At 63.8% G+C, this 18093-nt stretch carries 16 protein-coding genes; 4 read left to right on the top strand and 12 right to left on the bottom strand.

The window, feature by feature from the left end; translation table 11 throughout:
- Window positions 1–117: 117 nt before the first annotated feature.
- Together OOJ09_RS23175 and OOJ09_RS23170 are read left to right on the top strand one after the other, a co-directional pair.
- Window positions 118–1140, top strand: coding sequence for a fatty acid desaturase (locus tag OOJ09_RS23175; protein ID WP_269907437.1), 1023 nt, complete (start codon window positions 118–120; stop codon window positions 1138–1140).
- 68 nt (window positions 1141–1208) lie between these two features.
- Window positions 1209–2159 (top strand): phosphoribosylaminoimidazolesuccinocarboxamide synthase, encoded by a 951-nt coding sequence (locus OOJ09_RS23170; RefSeq protein ID WP_269907436.1) that lies wholly within the window; start codon window positions 1209–1211, stop codon window positions 2157–2159.
- A gap of 104 nt (window positions 2160–2263) precedes the next feature.
- Here OOJ09_RS23170 and OOJ09_RS23165 read toward each other — a convergent pair whose 3' ends face one another.
- The 7 genes from OOJ09_RS23165 to cysG form a co-directional block, all read right to left on the bottom strand.
- Complete coding sequence (locus tag OOJ09_RS23165) at window positions 2264–2884, bottom strand: DJ-1/PfpI family protein (protein ID WP_013892983.1); 621 nt, start codon at window positions 2882–2884, stop codon at window positions 2264–2266.
- A 188-nt stretch (window positions 2885–3072) separates the two neighbouring features.
- Window positions 3073–4680 carry a GMC family oxidoreductase gene (locus OOJ09_RS23160; RefSeq protein ID WP_269907435.1) on the bottom strand — a complete coding sequence of 536 codons (1608 nt, stop codon included), beginning with the start codon at window positions 4678–4680 and terminating at the stop codon, window positions 3073–3075.
- 117 nt (window positions 4681–4797) lie between these two features.
- The gene (locus tag OOJ09_RS23155) at window positions 4798–5334 is read right to left on the bottom strand and encodes a DUF934 domain-containing protein (RefSeq protein WP_269907434.1); all 537 of its coding nucleotides are present in this window, start codon (window positions 5332–5334) and stop codon (window positions 4798–4800) included.
- Window positions 5335–5507: 173 nt separating this feature from the next.
- Window positions 5508–6272, bottom strand: a complete 765-nt coding sequence (locus OOJ09_RS23150) for a phosphoadenylyl-sulfate reductase (RefSeq protein WP_269907433.1) — start codon at window positions 6270–6272, stop codon at window positions 5508–5510.
- A complete protein-coding gene (locus OOJ09_RS23145; RefSeq protein WP_269907432.1) occupies window positions 6247–7917 on the bottom strand; it encodes a nitrite/sulfite reductase in 1671 nt (556 codons plus the stop codon). The genes OOJ09_RS23150 and OOJ09_RS23145 overlap by 26 nt, the downstream gene beginning before the upstream one ends.
- Before the next feature lie 51 nt (window positions 7918–7968).
- The gene (locus tag OOJ09_RS23140; protein WP_269907431.1) at window positions 7969–8253 is read right to left on the bottom strand and encodes a DUF2849 domain-containing protein; all 285 of its coding nucleotides are present in this window, start codon (window positions 8251–8253) and stop codon (window positions 7969–7971) included.
- Entirely contained in the window at window positions 8250–9701 is a 1452-nt protein-coding gene (cysG, locus tag OOJ09_RS23135) for a siroheme synthase CysG (protein ID WP_269907430.1), read from the bottom strand. The genes OOJ09_RS23140 and cysG overlap by 4 nt, the downstream gene beginning before the upstream one ends.
- 487 nt (window positions 9702–10188) lie before the next feature.
- Between cysG and OOJ09_RS23130 the strand changes: the two genes are divergently transcribed.
- Window positions 10189–11973 (top strand): cation:proton antiporter, encoded by a 1785-nt coding sequence (locus OOJ09_RS23130; protein WP_269907429.1) that lies wholly within the window; start codon window positions 10189–10191, stop codon window positions 11971–11973.
- Here the strand turns inward: OOJ09_RS23130 and OOJ09_RS23125 are convergent, their stop codons facing one another.
- The gene (locus OOJ09_RS23125) at window positions 11974–12780 is read right to left on the bottom strand and encodes an AraC family transcriptional regulator (RefSeq protein ID WP_269907428.1); all 807 of its coding nucleotides are present in this window, start codon (window positions 12778–12780) and stop codon (window positions 11974–11976) included. It lies immediately after the preceding gene.
- A 104-nt stretch (window positions 12781–12884) separates the two neighbouring features.
- Here OOJ09_RS23125 and OOJ09_RS23120 point away from each other — a divergent pair, with 104 nt between their 5' ends.
- On the top strand, window positions 12885–13868 hold the full coding sequence (locus OOJ09_RS23120; RefSeq protein ID WP_269907427.1) for a zinc-binding dehydrogenase: 984 nt from the start codon (window positions 12885–12887) through the stop codon (window positions 13866–13868).
- A gap of 47 nt (window positions 13869–13915) precedes the next feature.
- On the opposite strand, the gene OOJ09_RS23115 is transcribed toward OOJ09_RS23120, so the two are convergent.
- The 4 genes from OOJ09_RS23115 to OOJ09_RS23100 form a co-directional block, all read right to left on the bottom strand.
- Window positions 13916–14668 (bottom strand): SDR family NAD(P)-dependent oxidoreductase, encoded by a 753-nt coding sequence (locus OOJ09_RS23115; RefSeq protein ID WP_269907426.1) that lies wholly within the window; start codon window positions 14666–14668, stop codon window positions 13916–13918.
- Window positions 14669–14725: 57 nt separating this feature from the next.
- Window positions 14726–16993 (bottom strand): transglycosylase domain-containing protein, encoded by a 2268-nt coding sequence (locus OOJ09_RS23110; protein WP_269907425.1) that lies wholly within the window; start codon window positions 16991–16993, stop codon window positions 14726–14728.
- Between the two features lie 364 nt (window positions 16994–17357).
- Window positions 17358–17741, bottom strand: a complete 384-nt coding sequence (locus tag OOJ09_RS23105; protein ID WP_269907424.1) for a hypothetical protein — start codon at window positions 17739–17741, stop codon at window positions 17358–17360.
- Between the two features lie 80 nt (window positions 17742–17821).
- On the bottom strand, window positions 17822–18088 hold the full coding sequence (locus OOJ09_RS23100) for a hypothetical protein (protein ID WP_269907423.1): 267 nt from the start codon (window positions 18086–18088) through the stop codon (window positions 17822–17824).
- Window positions 18089–18093: the final 5 nt, after the last annotated feature.

Raw genomic sequence — 18093 nt, 5'->3', positions numbered from 1 at the left:
TCCAGCGTACCAGCACCAGAAGACCGGCCTCACATGGCCTATCGCGCGACAATTACGCGCAGTAATTTCACGTGAACATCGCCTTGCGGCGCCATCTTCCGGCGCCTATACTTCCTGATGAACATGATTTCCCCTGAGACGGCGGCCAACAGCAAGCGCGCCTGGTTGAAGATTCTGGCGCGCTACAAGAAGCCTGACAGGCGGCGCAGTGCCATCGAACTCGCCATCACCCTCATTCCTTTTGTCACACTCTGGGCGCTGTCCTCGGCAGCCTATTCCTACGGCCATTGGTGGGGGCTGATCCTTATCCTTCCCGCCGCCGGGTTTCTTGTGCGCATCTTCATGATCCAGCACGATTGCGGCCATGGCTCCTTCTTCGCCAATCGCTATGCCGACGACTGGATCGGCCGGGCGCTCGGCGTCCTGACGCTGACGCCCTACGACTGCTGGCGGCGCGCCCACGCGACGCATCACGCCAGCGCCGGCAATCTGGACGAACGCGGCATGGGCGACATCAGGACGCTGACCGTTGCCGAATACCGGCAACTGTCATGGCGCGGCCGCCTTGCCTATCGTCTCTATCGCCACCCGCTGGTGATGTTCGGGCTGGGACCGATCTGGCTGTTCATCTTCGAGCAAAGGCTGCCCATCGGCATGATGCGGGGCGGCCTGACACCCTGGGTGTCGTCAATGACCACCAATCTCGCGATCGCGCTTGCGGCAGCCGTTCTCATCTGGTTCGTCGGCCCCGGCGCGTTCCTGGTCGTCCATCTGCCGATCGTCGTCCTCGCCGGCTCGGCCGGCATCTGGCTGTTCTACGTCCAGCACCAGTTCGAGGAGACCGAATGGGCAAAGGATTCCGAATGGGAATTCCAGCATGCCGCCCTGCACGGATCCTCCTACTACGACCTGCCACCGGTGCTGAACTGGTTCACCGGCAACATCGGCGTCCACCACGTCCACCACCTCTCCGCCAAGGTACCGTGCTACCGGCTGCAGGAAGTGCTGAGGGACTATCCGGAGTTGCGCGGCATCGGTCGCGTCACGCTGCTCGACAGCCTGCGCTGCGTCAAACTGGCCCTGTGGGACGAGAACCGCCGGAAGCTGGTGTCGTTCCGCGAGGCACGGGCGGCGATCTAGAACCAATCGACACTATGGATCGGGCATCGAGCTTCACCGTGCAGCGACCATCGGCAACCGACATACCCATGAGCGATCCGCGCGTTCTTTCCGATGCTTTCATCCCCGAACTTCCGACCCGCTACAGCGGCAAGGTACGGGAAAATTACGACCTGCCGGACGGGCGGCGCATCATTATCGCCACCGACCGTGTCAGTGCCTTCGACACCATCCTGACCTCAATCCCGTTCAAGGGAGAGATCCTGACTCAGATCGCCAGGTACTGGTTCGAAGAGACTGCCGATATCTGCCCGAACCATGTTCTTGAATATCCCGACCCGAACGTTGTCGTGGGCACCCGGCTCGAAATCCTGCCGGTCGAAATTGTCGTTCGCGGCTATCTGGCGGGAACCACCAGCACGTCAATCCTGACCAAATACAGGAATGGCGAGCGGGATATGTATGGAACCGTCCTGCCGGACGGGCTGCGTGCAAACGAAAAGCTTCGCGAAGCGATCATCACCCCGACGAGCAAGGCTTTTGATGGCGGTCACGATGAACCTCTGTCCGAAGCCGAGATAATCAAACAAGGTCTTCTCACGCCGGCGCAGTGGCACACCGTGTCAAGCTACGCCTTGCGGTTGTTTGCCCGAGGCCAGACGCGCGCTGCCGAACGCGGCCTGATCCTCGCCGACACGAAATACGAGTTCGGCGTCGACAAGGACGGGACGATCGTGCTCGCCGACGAGATCCACACGCCTGACAGCAGCCGGTACTGGATCGCATCGACGTATGAACAGGCGCTCGAAAACGGCACGCGGCCGGACAGTTTCGACAAGGATTTCATCCGGTCGTGGGTCTCGGCCCGATGCGACCCGTACAAGGAGCCGATCCCGAAGATTCCTGACGAGATCGTCAATCAGGCCTCACGGGTTTATGCGCAGGCTTATGAAGCGATCACAGGCAAGAAGTTCTTGCCCGACCTCTCTGGAGATACCGTACTGGATCGCATCCGCGGCAATCTCAAGCGTTACTTCTAGAACAATTCCAGGAAAAGTGTGCGGCGGTTTTCCGTCCGGAATTGCGTAGAAACAAACGGGTGCCGCCGCACCATACGGCGCGGCGGGATTGGCAAACTCCTGGATCAAGCCGCCTGGCGCTCATCGCGCATCAGGATCTCGCCATGGCGGATCTCCGTGCCCAGCACCTTCAGGCATTCACGGATGAAGTTGGATAGGCCGGGCCAGCCCTTGGCCGAAACGAGATTGCCGTCGACATGCGCGCCGGTCGGCGCGACGTCGATATAGATGCCGCCGGCGAGCGTCACTTCCGGCTCGCAATAATGCAGCGCCGCGACTTCCCTTCCCCGCACCACGCCGTCGACGGCAATCAGGATCTGCACGCCATGGCAGATGGTGAAGATCGGCTTGCCGGCCTCGTGGAAATGCCGCACCAGCGCCTGTACGCGCTTGTCGATGCGGATGTATTCCGGCCCGCGCCCGCCCGCCGCATAGACGGCGTCGTATTTGGCCGGGTCCACTTCGGAAAACGTCTTGTTGAGGATGTAGTCGTGGCCTAGCTTTTCCGTATAGGTCTGGTGGCCTTCGAAATCGTGCAGCGACGTCTTCAATACATCGCCCGCCTTCTTGTCCGGACAGACGACATGCACCGTGTGGCCGACGGCATGCATGGCCTGTTCAAAGACGAAAATCTCGTACTCCTCGCTGAACTCGCCAACGAGCATCAATATCTTCTTGCCAGCCATTCCCGGTTCCTCCCTTGTGGCCATATTTATTTCGGATCGCGAAATAATAGCCCTATCCTAAGGGCAGGATGGCGAAAGGGAAAGTGCAAATCGCATGTTTGGTAAGACCAGTTTGGACAAATTAGGATCGACATCGCCAAAAGCCACGTCACAACAAAAACAATTTGTCCCACTGGTTCGACCAGAACTCAGGCGGCCGTCTTGATCATGTCCGCTGCCTTTTCAGCGATCATGATCGTCGGTGCATTGGTGTTGCCGCCGATCAGCGTCGGCATCACCGAAGCATCGACGACCCGCAAAGCCTTGATGCCGCGTACACGCAGTTGCGGATCGACCACCGCCATATCGTCGGTGCCCATCTTGCAGGTGCCCGCCGGGTGATAGATCGTATCGGCACGGGCCCGGATATGCGCCATCAGCTCGGCGTCGCTCGAAACCCCGGCGGTGTAGATCTCCTTGTCGCGGTATTTGGCCAGCGCTGGCGCCTCCAATATGCCGCGCATCATTCTGACACCCTTGAGCAACAGATCGGCGTCGCGTTCGTCGGACAGGAAACGCGGATCGATGCGGGGCGGCGCCAGTGGATTTGGCGTCGACAGACCGACCTCGCCGCGCGAATGCGGCCGAAGCACGCAAACATGGCAGGAAAAGCCATAACCCATATGCAGCTTTCGGCCATGATCATCGACGATGGCGATACAGAAGTGCAATTGCAGGTCGGGCCGGTCTATCGCCGGGTCGGATTTGAGAAAGGCGCCACCCTCCGCGTAAGGCGTCGCGATCATGCCGCCGCCGTCCTTGCGCCAGCGCCGCAGATGCCGCAGCAGGCCAGGCAGGCCGCGCAGGCCGATGCCCATCATGTCGGCATCCCTTGACGTCCAGCCCATGATGAAATCGAGATGATCCTGCAGGTTCTTGCCGACGCCGGGCAGTTCATGAACGATCGGAATTCCGTGCGCCGCAAGCTCGACAGCCGGGCCGATCCCGGAAAGCAACAAGAGCTGCGGTGAGCCGAAGGCACCACCGCAGACGATGACCTCGCGCCTGGCCTTCACAACGGCTTCGTCCTTGCCCGCGCGGTAGCGCACGCCGGTGGCCCGCTTGCCGTCAAGGACGATGCCCGTGGCATGCGCTCCGGTGATGACGGTCAGGTTCGGCCGGTCCATCGCCGGATGCAGATAGGCGGCGGCCGCCGAGCAGCGCTCGCCGTTGCGGCGTTCGCCCCAGAATTGCGTGACCTGGTAAAGCCCCGCCCCTTCCTGCTCTGGTCCATTGAAATCGTCGTTGCTACGGATCTGGTTTTCGCCGCAGGCCTCGACAAAGGCCCTGGAGAGCGCACGCGGCTCCTGCTGCTCGGCGACCCGCAACGGCCCATCGCCGCCATGCAGGGCGTCGCCACCGCGCTGGTTGCCTTCCGCGCGCCGGAAATAGGGCAATACCTCGTCCCATGACCAGCCGTCGCAGCCGAGATCGGCCCATTCGTCATAGTCGCCACGGTGCCCGCGTGTGTAGAGCATGGCATTGATGGCACTGGAGCCGCCCAGCGCCTTGCCGCGCGGCTGGTAGCCCTTGCGGCCGCCAAGCCCTTGCTGCGGCACCGTCTCGAATGCCCAGTTGTTGATCCTCGGCCGGCCCGGCAACAACGCGATGATGCCTGCCGGCGCACGGATGAGCAGGTTCCTGCCCTCGCCGCCGGCTTCGATCAGGCAAACCGTTTTCGATGGATCTTCGGAGAGCCGCGCGGCAAGCGTGCAGCCGGCGGACCCGCCGCCGGCGATCACATAGTCGAAATCCATGATCTCCTCCTGGCACCCGGCGGATGTTTCCGTCCGGACGACCAAGAGAAGGCCGGATCACGGCTGATGTAAAGACGCTCGGAATTACCGCAGCGTCAACCCAGGGAGCATTGAGATTCAGCCGGCCCGCACCCGCCGCCAGGAATATTTTGGTCCCTTGGGCTCCGGCACGGCGGCCGGCTGGTAGTAGAGCCCCAACCCGCCCGTGCGTCCCTCTTCCAGGCGCTTCAACAGCACCGGATTCGAAATCTCGAACTCGTCGAAGCCAAGCCGCAGCATATGCGGCAACTGGTCGACGAGAACCTGACCGGTGGCCCGCACCGCGCCTTCGAAATGATAGCGCCCGCGCAGCAGTTCGGCCTTGGAGAACGAGCGCCCGTCGCTGAAGGCCGGGAAGGCCAGCGCCACCAGCGACAGCTGGTCGAGCAGGTCGGCTATCTTCTCGAGCGGATCGCCCGGCTGCAGCACGACGCCGAGCCGCTCCTTGGCCGAGCGGCGCGCCTGCGGTTCAAGGTCGACGAAAGCCTGCAGCGGCAGGATGAAGCGGCCATTGCCGGCAAGCGCCTCGGTGCTTTCGGCATGAGCCCACTCATCCTCACGGAAACCCGTCGGGGTCCAAAGTCGGGTCGCGGTTCCCGGTGTCAATTCGGTCATCGAAAATTCCTAAAGTCCAAAACAATCCTGGATCTTGGGGTGTGTCGAGATTCAGGTCAGGCCGAGCCGAAGATGGTGGCTTCCAAGAACCGGAGCTGAACGTACTTTGGGGTACATGAGCACCGGAAGCGCAGGAAGCCGCCCTTTGCAGGCCGGCTGAATATCAACATAGCCTAAAGCGATGCGTCGGTCAGCGACTTCTCCAGCCCCGACAGATGAATGCCGCACTCGGTCTTGGCATGGCCGGCCCACCGGCCGCTGCGCGCGTCCTCGCCGGGTTGCACCGGCTGCGTGCAAGGGAAGCAGCCGATCGACAGATAGCCATAGGCGACCAGCGGATTTTCGCGCAGCGCATGCGCGCGCATATAGTCGGCCTGGTCCGATGTCGTCCAGTGCGCCAGCGGGTTGACGCGGATGCGCGGGCCGACCGCCTCGAACACCGGAAGCGCTGCCCGCGTCGCGGCCTGGAAGCGCTTGCGGCCGGTGAGCCAGGCACGAAACGGCGCGACACCACGCGCCAGCGGCTCGACCTTGCGCACGTCGCAGCAGGCGTCGGTGTCGCTCTGGTGCAGATTGCCCGCCGGATCGATCCGTTCGAGCGCCGCCTCCTCGGGCTTGATCACCCTAATATTGGTCAGCCCGAAATCGGCGACAAGCGCGTCGCGATAGCCGAGCGTCTCCTCGAAATGCTTGCCGGTGTCGAGGAAGATGACCGGCAGCGTGCGGTCGATCTTGGCGATCATGTGCAGCAGCACCGCGGAGTCCGCCCCGAAGGACGACACCGCGGCGATCTCGTCGTGGAACAATTCACGGGCCGACCGTTCGATGATCTCGAGCGGATTCAGATGACCGTAAAGCGCATCGAGTCCCGCCGCCTTGGCGGCGATGCCGTCATCGACGTCGACGATATGGTCAAGCGGCCTTGGCTTCGCCAGCATAGAGCGCCTCCTTGAACGGCGCGGGACCGACACGGCGGTAGGCGTCGATGAATTTCTCTTGGGGGTTGAGCCGAAGGCCGAGATAGGTCTCGACGATCTGCTCGATGGCGTCGGTGATCTCTTCCGACGAGAAGCCGCGGCCGATGATCTCGCCGACCGACGTGTTCTCGTCGGCCGAGCCGCCAAGCGTCACCTGATAGAGCTCGGAGCCCTTCTTCTCGACACCCAATATGCCGATATGGCCGACATGGTGATGGCCGCAGGCATTGATGCAGCCGGAGATCTTCAGCTTTAGTTCGCCGATCTCGCGCTGCCGCTCCAGCGAGGCGAAGCGGCGCGAGATTTCCTGCGCGATCGGGATCGAGCGCGCCGTCGCCAGCGCGCAATAATCGAGGCCCGGGCACGCGATGATGTCCGATATCAGGTTGGAATTGGCCGTCGCCAACCCGATGTCGACCAGCGCATCATAGACCGCCTTGAGGTCGGCGCGCGCCACGTGCGGCAGGATCAGGTTCTGCTCATGGCTGACGCGAAGTTCATCGAAGGCGTATGTCTCGGCGATGTCGGCGACAGCTTCCATCTGGCTGTCCGAGGCGTCGCCCGGAACCTCGCCGATGCCCTTCAGCGAGATGGTCACCGCCGCGTAGTCGGGATGGCGGTGCGTCACCACGTTCTGGTCGAGCCACTGCGAGAAGCCCTTCGAATCCAGGCGTGCAAGCTTGACCGCCTGGTCGCCTTCCGGCCGGTCGGTCAGCGCCGGTGGCGCGAAATAGGCCTCGATGGCGCGGATATCGGCCTCCGGCAGCTTCAGCTCGGCGTCCTTCAACTCCTGCCACTCGGCCTCGACCTGGCGGGTGATTTCGTCGACGCCGGTTTCGTGGACCAGGATCTTGATGCGCGCCTTGTACTTGTTGTCGCGGCGGCCATAGAGGTTGTAAACGCGCAGGATCGCCGTGCAGTAGGACAGAAGGTCGGCTTCCGGCAGGAAGTCGCGGATCTTCCTGGCCACCATCGGCGTGCGGCCCTGGCCGCCGCCGATATAGACGGCAAAGCCCAACTCGCCGGCGGCGTTCTTCTTCAGGTGCAGGCCGATGTCGTGCGTCTGGATGGCGGCACGGTCGCGCTCGGCACCGGTCACCGCGATCTTGAACTTGCGCGGCAGGAACGAGAATTCCGGATGCACCGACGACCATTGGCGCAGGATCTCCGCATAGGGGCGTGGATCGGCGACTTCGTCGGCGGCCGCACCGGCGAAATGATCGGCGGTGACGTTGCGGATGCAATTGCCGCTGGTCTGGATGGCGTGCATCTCGACGCTTGCCAGATCGGCCAGGATCGCCGGAATGTCCGACAGCGCCGGCCAGTTGAACTGGATGTTCTGGCGCGTGGTGAAGTGTCCGTAGCCCTTGTCGTATTTGCGGGCGATGTGACCGAGCATACGCAACTGCTTGCCGTTCAGCGTGCCATAGGGCACCGCGATGCGTAGCATGTAGGCGTGCAGCTGAAGATAGACGCCGTTCATCAGCCGGAGCGGCCGGAACTGGTCCTCGGTGATCTCGCCGGCAAGCCGGCGCTGGACCTGGTCGCTGAACTCGGCGACGCGGGCTTGGACAAAATCGTGGTCGAACTCATCGTAACGGTACATGCTTCGTCTTTCCGGGCGCGTCCGCCCGTGTCCGGTGTCTTGTAAGGCCGCTCAGGCAGCCTGCTTGCCGAGATCGCTGCGGATGGTGGGGCCGGCGGCGCGGATCTTCTCGCGCAGCCGCACCGGCTCGACAGCGCCGTTGACAACATCCGCGTCGATCAGATTGACGTCGACCACTTCATTGTCGGCATAGGCCTTGGCGCCGATCACCTCCAGGCGATCCTCGGCCGCCTTGTCATGGGCGAGGTCGGCACGGTCCACCGTCTCGGCCCAGCCGCCGTCGGCGTACCAGACGGCGATACCGTCGGTCAGGCGGTTGGCGGTCAGTATCTTCATTGTTCAACTCCTTCGGCAACGGCAGTTGCCGCACTTTCATGCCTGTGTGCCGCGAGCGGCTCGGAACGTTCAAAATTGGCGCCGGCGACCGCGTCGCCAATGATGGTCATGACCGGGCCGGTCAGATCGGCACGCGCCTCGAGCGACGGCAGGTCGGCAAGCGTGCCGTGGAAGCGACGGCGATTGGCAAGGCTGGCATTCTCGACCACGGCCACCGCCGTATCCGGCGACAGGCCCGCTTCGATCAACCGGCCGGCAACCTCGGCCGCCACCGAACGGCCCATATAGACGGCGACGGTGGCGCCGGAAATGGCGAGCCTGGCCCAGTCCGGCAACGAATTGCCCTTGAGGTCGTGGCCGGTGGTGAACACCATCGACGAGGACACGCCGCGCAGCGTCAGCGGCAGTTCGAAATCGGCGGCGGCGGCAAAGGCCGCCGTGACGCCTGGAACAACCTCATAGGCGATGCCGGCATCGCGCAGTGCGGCCATCTCCTCGCCGGCCCGGCCGAACACCAGCGGGTCGCCCGACTTCAACCGCACGACGCGTTTGCCTTCGCGGCCGAGTTCGACCAGCAGCGCATTGATTTCGGCCTGGCTCTTGGTGTGGCAGCCCTTGCGTTTGCCCACCGGCAGGCGCTCCGCATCGCGGCGGCCCATGGCAACGACCGCCTCCGGCACCAGCGCGTCATGCACGATGACATCGGCTTCCATCAGCAGACGGTGCGCGCGCAGGGTCAAAAGATCCTCGGCGCCCGGACCGGCGCCCACCAGGGCGATGTGGCCCGAAATGGGTGCATTGGACAGCAACAGATCGACGGCGACGTCATGCGCGCGCGACAGCTCGCCGGCTTCGATAGCGTGCGCCGGAGCACCCTGGAAGAAGCTGTTCCAGAAGCGGCGGCGGGCATTGCCCTTCGGCAGCAGTTTCTCGGCGGCGCCGCGCAACGAGGCCGCAAGCGCTGCCAGCGATCCAAGCGACGGCGACAGCATCTGGTCGATGCGGCTGCGCAGCATCTGGGCAAGCACGGGGCCTGCCCCTTCGGTGCCGATGGCGATGGCGACCGGTGCGCGGTTGACCAGCGCCGGGGTGAAGAAATCGCAGAGTTCCGGCCGGTCGACGGCATTGACCGGAATGCCCAGCCGGCGCGCATCCGAGGCCACGCGACGGTCGAGCGCCTCATCGCCGCTGGCGGCAAAAACCAGGACCGCGCCTTCAAGATGGCTGGCATCATAGGATGCGGCGACGCGCGTCACATTGTTCTGAGCGATGAAGGCCAACAGATCCGGCTCGGCGTCTTCGGCGATGATGCGCAGGACCGCGCTCGACTGTCCGATCAGCCGCGCCTTGGCCAGCGCCTCTTCGCCGCAGCCGACGATGGCCACGGCTTCGCCCTCGACCCGCATGAAGACGGGAAAGGCATTGAGCTTGGCGTTGGCCTGCGGCATGACGGGAGCAATCCGGGAACAGTTTCGCAGTTTTACGCCTGGGGGCGAAAAACCAGAAGCAAAGCACTCGCGCATCCGGTGATGGCAGGCAATCGCTTTTTCGCAACTGCGAAAGGCAGGAGAAAAATATTCCACATTCACGCGCTGGACGGAATCAAGTCGCTGGAGCGTGCCTTGATTTCGGTGCTTTTTAGCCGCCAGCGTCCGATCTCGCAAAACAGTTTTTTCTAAATTCTACCAATTTAGTAGATTAAAGTCGCCACTGCCAAAAATGGCAAGGAACAGCAAAATCGCTGCCCTTTGTCGGCCTTGCGATGAAATGGTCCGCACGAATTTTGGCGGCCCTTCGTTTTTTTGCACCCGTCGTGGTCAGTTTCGCGCCTTTGCGGGTTGCATCGCCATCGCCCCATCCACCATATTGCGAACAGGCGGCGGCTTTGGGCGGCGCACACCCGACATCTCAGATTTGAAAGGCGCTCCATAGACAATGCCGCATGACACGCCCCTTATCGCCACCATCGTCGCCGGTCTGGGGCTGGCTTTCGTCTTCGGCGCCCTTGCCAACCGCTTCCGCATTCCACCGCTGGTCGGCTATCTCGTAGCCGGCGTGCTCGTCGGACCGAACACGCCGGGCTTCGTCGCCGATGCCGGGCTTGCCAACGAGCTGGCCGAAATTGGCGTCATCCTGCTGATGTTCGGCGTCGGCCTGCATTTCTCGCTGAAGGATCTGCTGTCGGTGCGCGCCATCGCCGTGCCCGGCGCCATCGTCCAGATCGGCTTTGCCACCGCGCTCGGCGCCGGGCTTGCCTGGATGCTCGGCTGGTCGATGGGAGCGGGACTGGTCTTTGGCCTGGCACTTTCGGTCGCCTCGACCGTGGTGCTGCTGCGCGCCTTGCAGGAGCGCCGCCTGATCGAGACGGGGCGCGGCCGCATCGCCGTCGGCTGGCTGATCGTCGAGGATCTGGCCATGGTGATGGCGCTGGTGCTTTTGCCGGCACTTGCCGGCGTGCTCGGCGGCCAGGAACAGACCGACGCCCACGCCAGCGGCTTGCTTTCGCTGCCGGCCAGCTACGGCATCTGGGGCGTTGTCGGCATCACGCTGGCCAAGGTCGCCGCCTTCGTCGCCGTCATGCTGGTCGTCGGCCGCCGGGTCATTCCCTGGATCCTGCACTATGTCGCCCATACCGGCTCGCGCGAACTGTTCCGGCTGGCCGTGCTGGCCATCGCGCTCGGCGTTGCCTTCGGCGCGGCAAAATTGTTCGGGGTCTCGCTGGCGCTGGGCGCCTTCTTCGCCGGCATGATCATGAGCGAGTCCGAGCTCAGCCATCGCGCGGCGGAAGAATCGCTGCCGCTGCGCGATGCTTTCTCGGTGCTGTTCTTCGTCTCGGTCGGCATGCTGTTCGATCCGTTCAGCCTGATCAGCAATGGCTGGCCGATCCTGGCGACGCTCGCCATTATCGTCATCGGCAAATCGTTGGCGGCGTTCGTCATCGTCATTGCCTTCGGCTATCCTCTGGCCACGGCCCTGATGATTTCGGCGAGCCTTGCCCAGATCGGCGAATTCTCTTTCATCCTGGCCGAACTCGGCGTCGGGCTGAAGCTTCTACCCGAACAGGGCCGCGACCTCATCCTGGCCGGCGCCATCCTGTCGATCGTCCTCAACCCGTTGATGTTCCTGGCCATCGACTGGATGAAGCCGTGGCTTGAAGCCCGCGCCGCCAGGACGGCGCCGCCGGTCGAGGCAAAGCCGGTCGGTCCGGCGACCGAGCCGGGCCAGGTCGCCTCGGTCGTGGCAACAGCCAACGGGGAGGATGGGCCGCCGCCGAGGACAAGCCTCACCAACCACGCCATCCTGATCGGCTATGGTCGTGTCGGCAGCCTCGTCGGTGCATCGCTGAAGGAGGCAACCCTGCCCTTCCTCGTCATCGAGGACGCCGACAAGACATTGGCCAGGCTGAAGGCCGACGGCATCGAGACCGTGTCAGGCAATGCGGCCAACGCCGAAGTGTTCGCCGCCGCCAATCCTGAAGGAGCCAAGCGCCTGATCCTTGCCATTCCCAATGCCTTCGAGGCCGGACAGATCGTGATGCGCGCGCGCGCCGCCAATCCCGGCATCAACGTCATCGCCCGTGCGCATTCCGACGCCGAGGTCGAGCATCTCAAGGGCCTCGGCGCCGACACCGTCATCATGGGCGAGCGCGAGATCGCGCGGGGCATTGTGGAAGAGGTGCTCGGGCAAAAGCCATCTGCGACTGAACCGTCCGCCGCCTGATCACGCCACGAACGCAGAGCCGCCATTCCGTGCGATGCTGCTGAGATACTGTGCGGGAGGCTTGCCGAGCGCCTTTTTGAACATGGTGATGAAGGCGGTGACGGACTCATAGCCTAGATCGCCCGAAACCCGCTGAACGCTTGCCCCGGAAGCCAGCTCCCTTATCGCAACGATCAAGTGCAATTGCTGGCGCCAGCGGCCGAAGCTCAAGCCAGTCTCCTTTACGACGAGACGAGCGAGACTGCTCTGGCTGAGTGCGACGCGGCTGGCCCACTCCGCCAGCGTGCTGCGATCAGCCGGATCGTTCGCCAACGCTTCGGCGATCCGCCGCAAGTGCGGCTCGGAAGATAGAGGCAGGTGCAATTGCTGGACCGGCATATCAGGCAGTTCGGCGAGCAGGACGCTTCCCAGGAAAGCGCACCTCGCGTCGTCAGGTGCGCAGTCCGACAGTTCGATGATGAGTTCGCGCAGCAGCGGCGAGATCGAAAGCGTACAGCACCGATCCGGCAGTTCGGCCGCGCCCGGCTCGATGTAAACGAAGAAAATCCGCGCATTGGCCGTCGCGATGTTGCTGTGCTGCATGCGGCTTGGCACCCACACGCCGCAATGTGGCGGCACCATCCAGAGGCCACTGGGAACGCGGCAGGTGACGCCGCCGCCGAGCGCGAAGACGAGTTGCCCCTTGCGGTGCCAATGCTGCGACACCTCGGCCCTGGTCTCGGTGACGTCGACGCGCACGGCGATGGCCGGAGCAAGGACGTCATCAACATCGAAATCTAGCCATGGATAGCGGAGAGGTTGTCTCATGATTGCCTACTTTTAGCGATTGATTGATTTTATATCTAGATTATTCGATCGCGCAAATCGGTAGGCTCGGGGTCGTTTTCGCCACAATTGGCAAAGGTGTACCCATGCTCGCGCTCACCGTCTGTTCCGACAACGCAGCCAGATTGAAACTCGCCGAGGTGGACGAACCACGCCCTTGCGCGAACGAAGCGCTGATCTCCGTCCACGCAACCTCGTTGAACCGCGGCGAACTGCGCCTGCTGACCATACGCCCGAACGGCTGGATGCCTGGCCAGGACGTCGTTGGGATCGTGGAGCGGGCGGCAGCCGATGGTTCCGGGCCGGCCGTGGGCACAAGGGTCGTGGCCCTGGTCGGCGAAGCCGGCTGGGCCGAACGTGTCGCCGTTCCGACCGACCGTCTCGCCGTCCTGCCGGACCGCGTCAGTTTCATCTCCGCCGCTACGCTTCCGGTCGCCGGCACGACGGCGCTAAGGACATTGCGCCATGGCGGTGACCTGGCCGGCCAGCAGGTCCTGATCACCGGCGCAAGCGGTGCGGTCGGCCGTTTCCAGGTCCAGATCGCCCGCGAGCAGGGCGCCTCGGTGACCGCGATCGCTGCCACCCGGCATGCCGAGGACCTCCGCCGCCTTGGAGCCGGGCAGGTTGTCGAGTCGATCGAGCTGGCCGAGGGGGCGTTCTCACTGATCACCGAGTCGGTCGGCGGCCAAAGCCTCGCCCACGCGATCGAACGCGTCGCACCGGGCGGCACCATCGTCATGTTCGGTTCGAGCAGCGGCGAACTCACGCCCATCGGGTTCCGCCAGTTCGTTCCGGGCCACGAAGGCGCGAGGCTTCAGACTTTCGCCTACTACACTTCCGGCTCAGGCATAGGCGCGGACATCGCCTCGCTGCTCGCTCTGGTCGCCGCTGGCCGGCTGGAAACCCGTGTGGCCTTGACCGCACCGTGGACAGACATCGCCCAGGCCCTGCACGCACTGCGAGAGCGCAGCTTCAGCGGCAAGGCCGTTCTCACCATGGGCTCGGCGGCCTTGCCGGACGGGCGAGAGCGATCTGATCGTGCGATCTCAGAGCGAGTATTGTCCCTTTAGACGGGCTCGCAGGAGGCAGCGTCAACGATTGACAAACATCGACCGGCTCACACGTGCTGGCCGCCGTTGATGTGGATTTCCGAGCCCGTCACGTAGGATGCCTGCTGCGAGCACAGGAAGAAGATGATGTCGGCGACCTCCGCCGTGGTGCCGAGGCGCCTGAGCGGGATTGTCTCGACGATCTTGTCCGTGCCCGGCGACAGGATCGCCGTGTCGATCTCGCCCGGCGCGATGGCATTGACGCGAATGCCGTGCGGACCAAAGTCATGCGCCATTTCGCGTGTCAGCGAGCCAAGTGCGGCCTTCGATGTGGCATAGGCGGTGCCGGCGAAGGGATGCACGCGGGTGCCGGCGATCGAGGTGACATTGACGATCGAACCCTTGGCCGCCGCCAGTTCCTTGAACAGCCCGCGCGCCAGCATGATCGGCGCGAAGAAATTGACCTGGAAGACATCGCGCCAGACATGCATCGGCGTGTTGATCGAGTCCATGCGGCTGTTGCCGTCCTTGAGCTTCGGCGAGATGCCGGCATTGTTGACCAGCGCATGCAGCTGGCCGCCATGCGCCTCGAGCCGATGGCGGATTTCCGAGACGGCGATGCCGACATCTTCCTGGTCGGCGAGATCGACCTTGATGTGGTCCTCGGGGCCGGCCGGCCACGGGCAGTCCTCGGCGAAGGCCTGGCGCGAACAGGTGATGACGCGCCAGCCATCACGCGAAAAGCGCTTGACGGTGGCGTGGCCGATGCCCCGGCTGGCGCCGGTCAGCACGATGGTCTTTCTGGTGTCGAGTTCAGGCATGTCGCGGTCTCCGGGCCGGAGGTGTAGCCGAATGACGCCGCGCTGGCGAGAGGCGGATCAACCGCCGCCGAGGATATCCAGGATCGAGGTCTGCCGCTTCTTGAGCGGACCACCCACGCTGCCCGGTGGCACCGGGTGCTTGATCGATGCGGTAGCGCCGCCGTCCTCCGGCATGCCGAGGCCCTCGGCATCGACGGTCTGGGCCGGGCGCGCCACGCGGACTGGGGCGGGTGGCGGCGCCGCGGAAACCGCGGGCGCCTGCTGGCCGACGGACGCGGACGGCACCGGTGCCGGCTGCGAATTGTCTGCCGACGGTATCTCGTCTGGCACGATGGTGTCGGCCGGCGTCGATTTCCAGGTGCCGGGCAGCGGCCGCACCGGCACGCCCTGATGCGCGGCGACCATGAACTCGTGCCAGGCCTGCGCCGGCAGCGCGCCGCCGGTGACCTTCTTCATCGGCGTGCCGTCATCGTTGCCGAACCAGACGCCGGTGGTGAGATTTGCGGTATAGCCGACAAACCAGGCGTCGCGCGAATTCTGGCTGGTGCCGGTCTTGCCGGCCGACGGCCAGGCGAAAGCCGCCTTCTTCGCCGTACCGGTCTCGACCGTGCCCGTCATCATCGAGTTCATCATGCCGACGATCTCGGGCTTGACGACACGCGGCGCGCTGCCGCCGCCGCTGTCGTAGAGCACCTTGCCGCCGGTGGTGGTCACGCGGCGGATGAAATGGATGTCCGGCTTGTAGCCGCCATTGGCGAACGGCACATAGGCCGAGGTCAGTTCCAGCGGCGTCACTTCCGAGGTGCCAAGAGCGATCGAGGTGTTGGCCTGCAGGTCGGACTGGATGCCCATCCGGTGCGCCGCCTCGACCACGGCGTTCGGCCCGACCTCCATGGCCAATTGGGCAGCGACCGAGTTCAGCGATTTGGCCAGTGCGGTGGCCAGCGTCACCTTGCCGAAATACTTGCCGCCGTAATTGTCGGGCGTCCAGTTGCCGATCTTGATCGGCGCGTCATTGCGCACGCTGTCCGGCGTCCGGCCGGCCTCGAGGGCGGCCATATAGACGAACGGCTTGAACGCCGAGCCCGGCTGGCGTCGTGCCTCCGAGGCACGGTCGAACTGGCTGGTCGAATAGTCGTAGCCGCCGACCATGGCGCGCACCGCGCCGGAATCGTCGATCGACACCAGGGCGCCCTGGGTGACGTTGAGCTTCTTGCCGCTCTCGTCGATCAGCCTGCGGATCGACTGTTCGGCCAGCTTCTGCAGCGTCAGGTCGACGGTGCTGTCCACGACGATGTCGCCGCGCACGTCGCCGATCAGGTCGGGCAGTTCTTCCATGATGGTGTCGGCGACGTAGTTTTCCGAGCCGGTCCAGTAAGACGGCGAACGCGTCGCCGGCGCGCTGAGCGCGGTCTTCAATTCCTTGTCACTGATCTTGCCCTCGTCGCGCATGGCGGCAAGCACCAGCTGCGAGCGCTCCTCGGCAGCCTTTGGATCGCGCGCCGGCGACAGCCGTGACGGCGCCTTGAGCAGGCCGGCAAGCAATGCGGCTTCCGACAGGGTGACGTCGCGCGCGCTCTTGCCGAAATAACGCCGCGAAGCCGCTTCGACACCATAGGCGCCGGAACCGAAATAGACCCGGTTGAGGTACATTTCGAGGATTTGGTCCTTGGTGTGCTTGTGCTCCAGCCACAGCGCCAAGAGCACCTCCTGCACCTTGCGCTCCAGCGTGCGGTCGGGCGTCAGGAACAGGTTCTTGGCCAATTGCTGCGTCAGCGTCGAACCGCCCTGCGAGAAATGCCTACCAACCAGGTTGGTTACCATCGCACGCGACAGGCCGATCGGGTCGATGCCGAAATGCGAGTAGAAGCGGCGGTCCTCTATGGCGATGACGGCCTCGGGGATGTAGGGCGACATTTCGTGCAGGCCGACGGCCTCGCCGCCGCTCATGCCGCGATTGGCCAGCAACTGGCCATCGACCGAGACGATCTTGATGTTGGGCGCGCGGTCGGGGATCGACCAGGTCGTCGCCGCCGGCATCTTGGCGCCGTAATAGACGACGATGCCGGCCACCGCGATGCCACCCCAGATGGCGAGCACGAAGCACCAGTAGAACAGCCGGCCGAGCACGCCGAACAGGCCGCGCCGGCTTCTGCCGCGCCCGCCGCGCGACGATTTCCCCTTGGCCGGCTTGCGTTTTGCGGAGGCTTTGCGGTTGCTTGGCACGACGCGGTCCTCCTCGCTCACCGAAAGACCTGTCGAGGATCTCGCTCGCTGCGGTCCCTCGAAACTGGGTTCTATGCGGCTGTCCCTGCGGTTCGCCATGCGCTGTGCTGTCTGTCCCGGTGACTATGGCGTCGGGTTGAAGAGTAGATGCGGCGATTTAAGGGCGGGTTAAGTCGGAAAGATTCAAAGCGATTGATAATCAAATGCCCTGGGGTCCGGCCGTTATGGCTCTGTTCGGGGCCTCTTGTTTTGGCACCAGCAAGCGGTCGCACCCACCGCGATGGAACGATCAGAAACCGTGGATTTTGTCCGGGCGCCAAGCCCCCGGCCACTGCCGGCCGCTGCACGGACAACCTTTGGCAAACATGGTCCTCGTTAGGGCGCGATCGCAAATGGTTGCAGTTCCGCGTTCGACCGCGCCCTAAATCATCCCGTCACCAGGTGATCACCTGGTGGACATGCGTCACCCAATCGCCGCACGAACGGAAAGCGCTGCCCTGGACGATTGCATAACCTCGCCGACATGGCAGTAGCAGACGATCTCGTGCAGTTGGTGGTCAGTCAGTTCGAAGAACCGCTTGGCTTCGCCATAACTGTCGTCTTTCAGACCCTCGTCATGCAAAATGGGATCCGTGAAGGCAACCGATATCGGCGAGCCATCGCCTCGCATGACATCGCGCTCGGGCAGCGCACGGTATTCGGTCCCGGCAAGCGCGGTCAGGAGCCGGCTGGGCTCACGTTCAAGGAGTTCGGCCCAACGTACGAGACGCTGGGTTCGGCTCATTACCGGCTGTGTCGTGTTGATCTCGGCCACTGCATGCAGTTGGTCCAGTGTTTGGTGCTTCATGGCAACCTCCTAATGGTCAGGTTGGTTGGCCCCAAACGCCCTATGCCTGTATCATAACGCTGAAGCGTCGATCCGTCATTCTAATTCCATGCCGGATGGCCTCTCTTGCGTCGCGACGCCGATGCAATGGCCTTGCCCTGCCGGCAATTTTCAACGCCTCCGACTCCCGGACCGCCCGATCCCATCTCGACATCGATACGCAGGATCAGGCAGCGTTTGCGCGCGAACGCAGCAATCGCCAACAGCCGGTTGTCCGGTGAAAAGCGCAGGTCCTCGGTCCGTCCGATCGCGGAAAGGGCCGCTCGCACCGTTTCGCTGCCCTTGACCTCGATCGAGGGTATCTTCATGCGCA

The sequence above is a fragment of the Mesorhizobium qingshengii genome (assembly GCF_027563465.1).
Classification (GTDB): domain Bacteria; phylum Pseudomonadota; class Alphaproteobacteria; order Rhizobiales; family Rhizobiaceae; genus Mesorhizobium; species Mesorhizobium qingshengii_A.
Note: the sequence above shows the minus strand (reverse complement) of the source record. Positions and strands in the feature narration are given on the sequence as shown.

Coding starts and splice junctions, on each gene's coding strand:
- OOJ09_RS23160 (WP_269907435.1), bottom strand. CDS start 4,680: ATGGATTTCGACTATGTGATCGCCGGCGGCGGGTCCGCCGGCTGCACG.
- OOJ09_RS23105 (WP_269907424.1), bottom strand. CDS start 17,741: ATGAAGCACCAAACACTGGACCAACTGCATGCAGTGGCCGAGATCAAC.
- OOJ09_RS23165 (WP_013892983.1), bottom strand. CDS start 2,884: ATGGCTGGCAAGAAGATATTGATGCTCGTTGGCGAGTTCAGCGAGGAG.
- OOJ09_RS23150 (WP_269907433.1), bottom strand. CDS start 6,272: ATGCTGGCGAAGCCAAGGCCGCTTGACCATATCGTCGACGTCGATGAC.
- OOJ09_RS23100 (WP_269907423.1), bottom strand. CDS start 18,088: ATGAAGATACCCTCGATCGAGGTCAAGGGCAGCGAAACGGTGCGAGCG.
- OOJ09_RS23120 (WP_269907427.1), top strand. CDS start 12,885: ATGCTCGCGCTCACCGTCTGTTCCGACAACGCAGCCAGATTGAAACTC.
- OOJ09_RS23130 (WP_269907429.1), top strand. CDS start 10,189: ATGCCGCATGACACGCCCCTTATCGCCACCATCGTCGCCGGTCTGGGG.
- OOJ09_RS23140 (WP_269907431.1), bottom strand. CDS start 8,253: ATGAAGATACTGACCGCCAACCGCCTGACCGACGGTATCGCCGTCTGG.
- OOJ09_RS23110 (WP_269907425.1), bottom strand. CDS start 16,993: ATGGCGAACCGCAGGGACAGCCGCATAGAACCCAGTTTCGAGGGACCG.
- OOJ09_RS23155 (WP_269907434.1), bottom strand. CDS start 5,334: ATGACCGAATTGACACCGGGAACCGCGACCCGACTTTGGACCCCGACG.
- OOJ09_RS23145 (WP_269907432.1), bottom strand. CDS start 7,917: ATGTACCGTTACGATGAGTTCGACCACGATTTTGTCCAAGCCCGCGTC.
- OOJ09_RS23175 (WP_269907437.1), top strand. CDS start 118: ATGAACATGATTTCCCCTGAGACGGCGGCCAACAGCAAGCGCGCCTGG.
- cysG (WP_269907430.1), bottom strand. CDS start 9,701: ATGCCGCAGGCCAACGCCAAGCTCAATGCCTTTCCCGTCTTCATGCGG.
- OOJ09_RS23170 (WP_269907436.1), top strand. CDS start 1,209: ATGAGCGATCCGCGCGTTCTTTCCGATGCTTTCATCCCCGAACTTCCG.
- OOJ09_RS23115 (WP_269907426.1), bottom strand. CDS start 14,668: ATGCCTGAACTCGACACCAGAAAGACCATCGTGCTGACCGGCGCCAGC.
- OOJ09_RS23125 (WP_269907428.1), bottom strand. CDS start 12,780: ATGAGACAACCTCTCCGCTATCCATGGCTAGATTTCGATGTTGATGAC.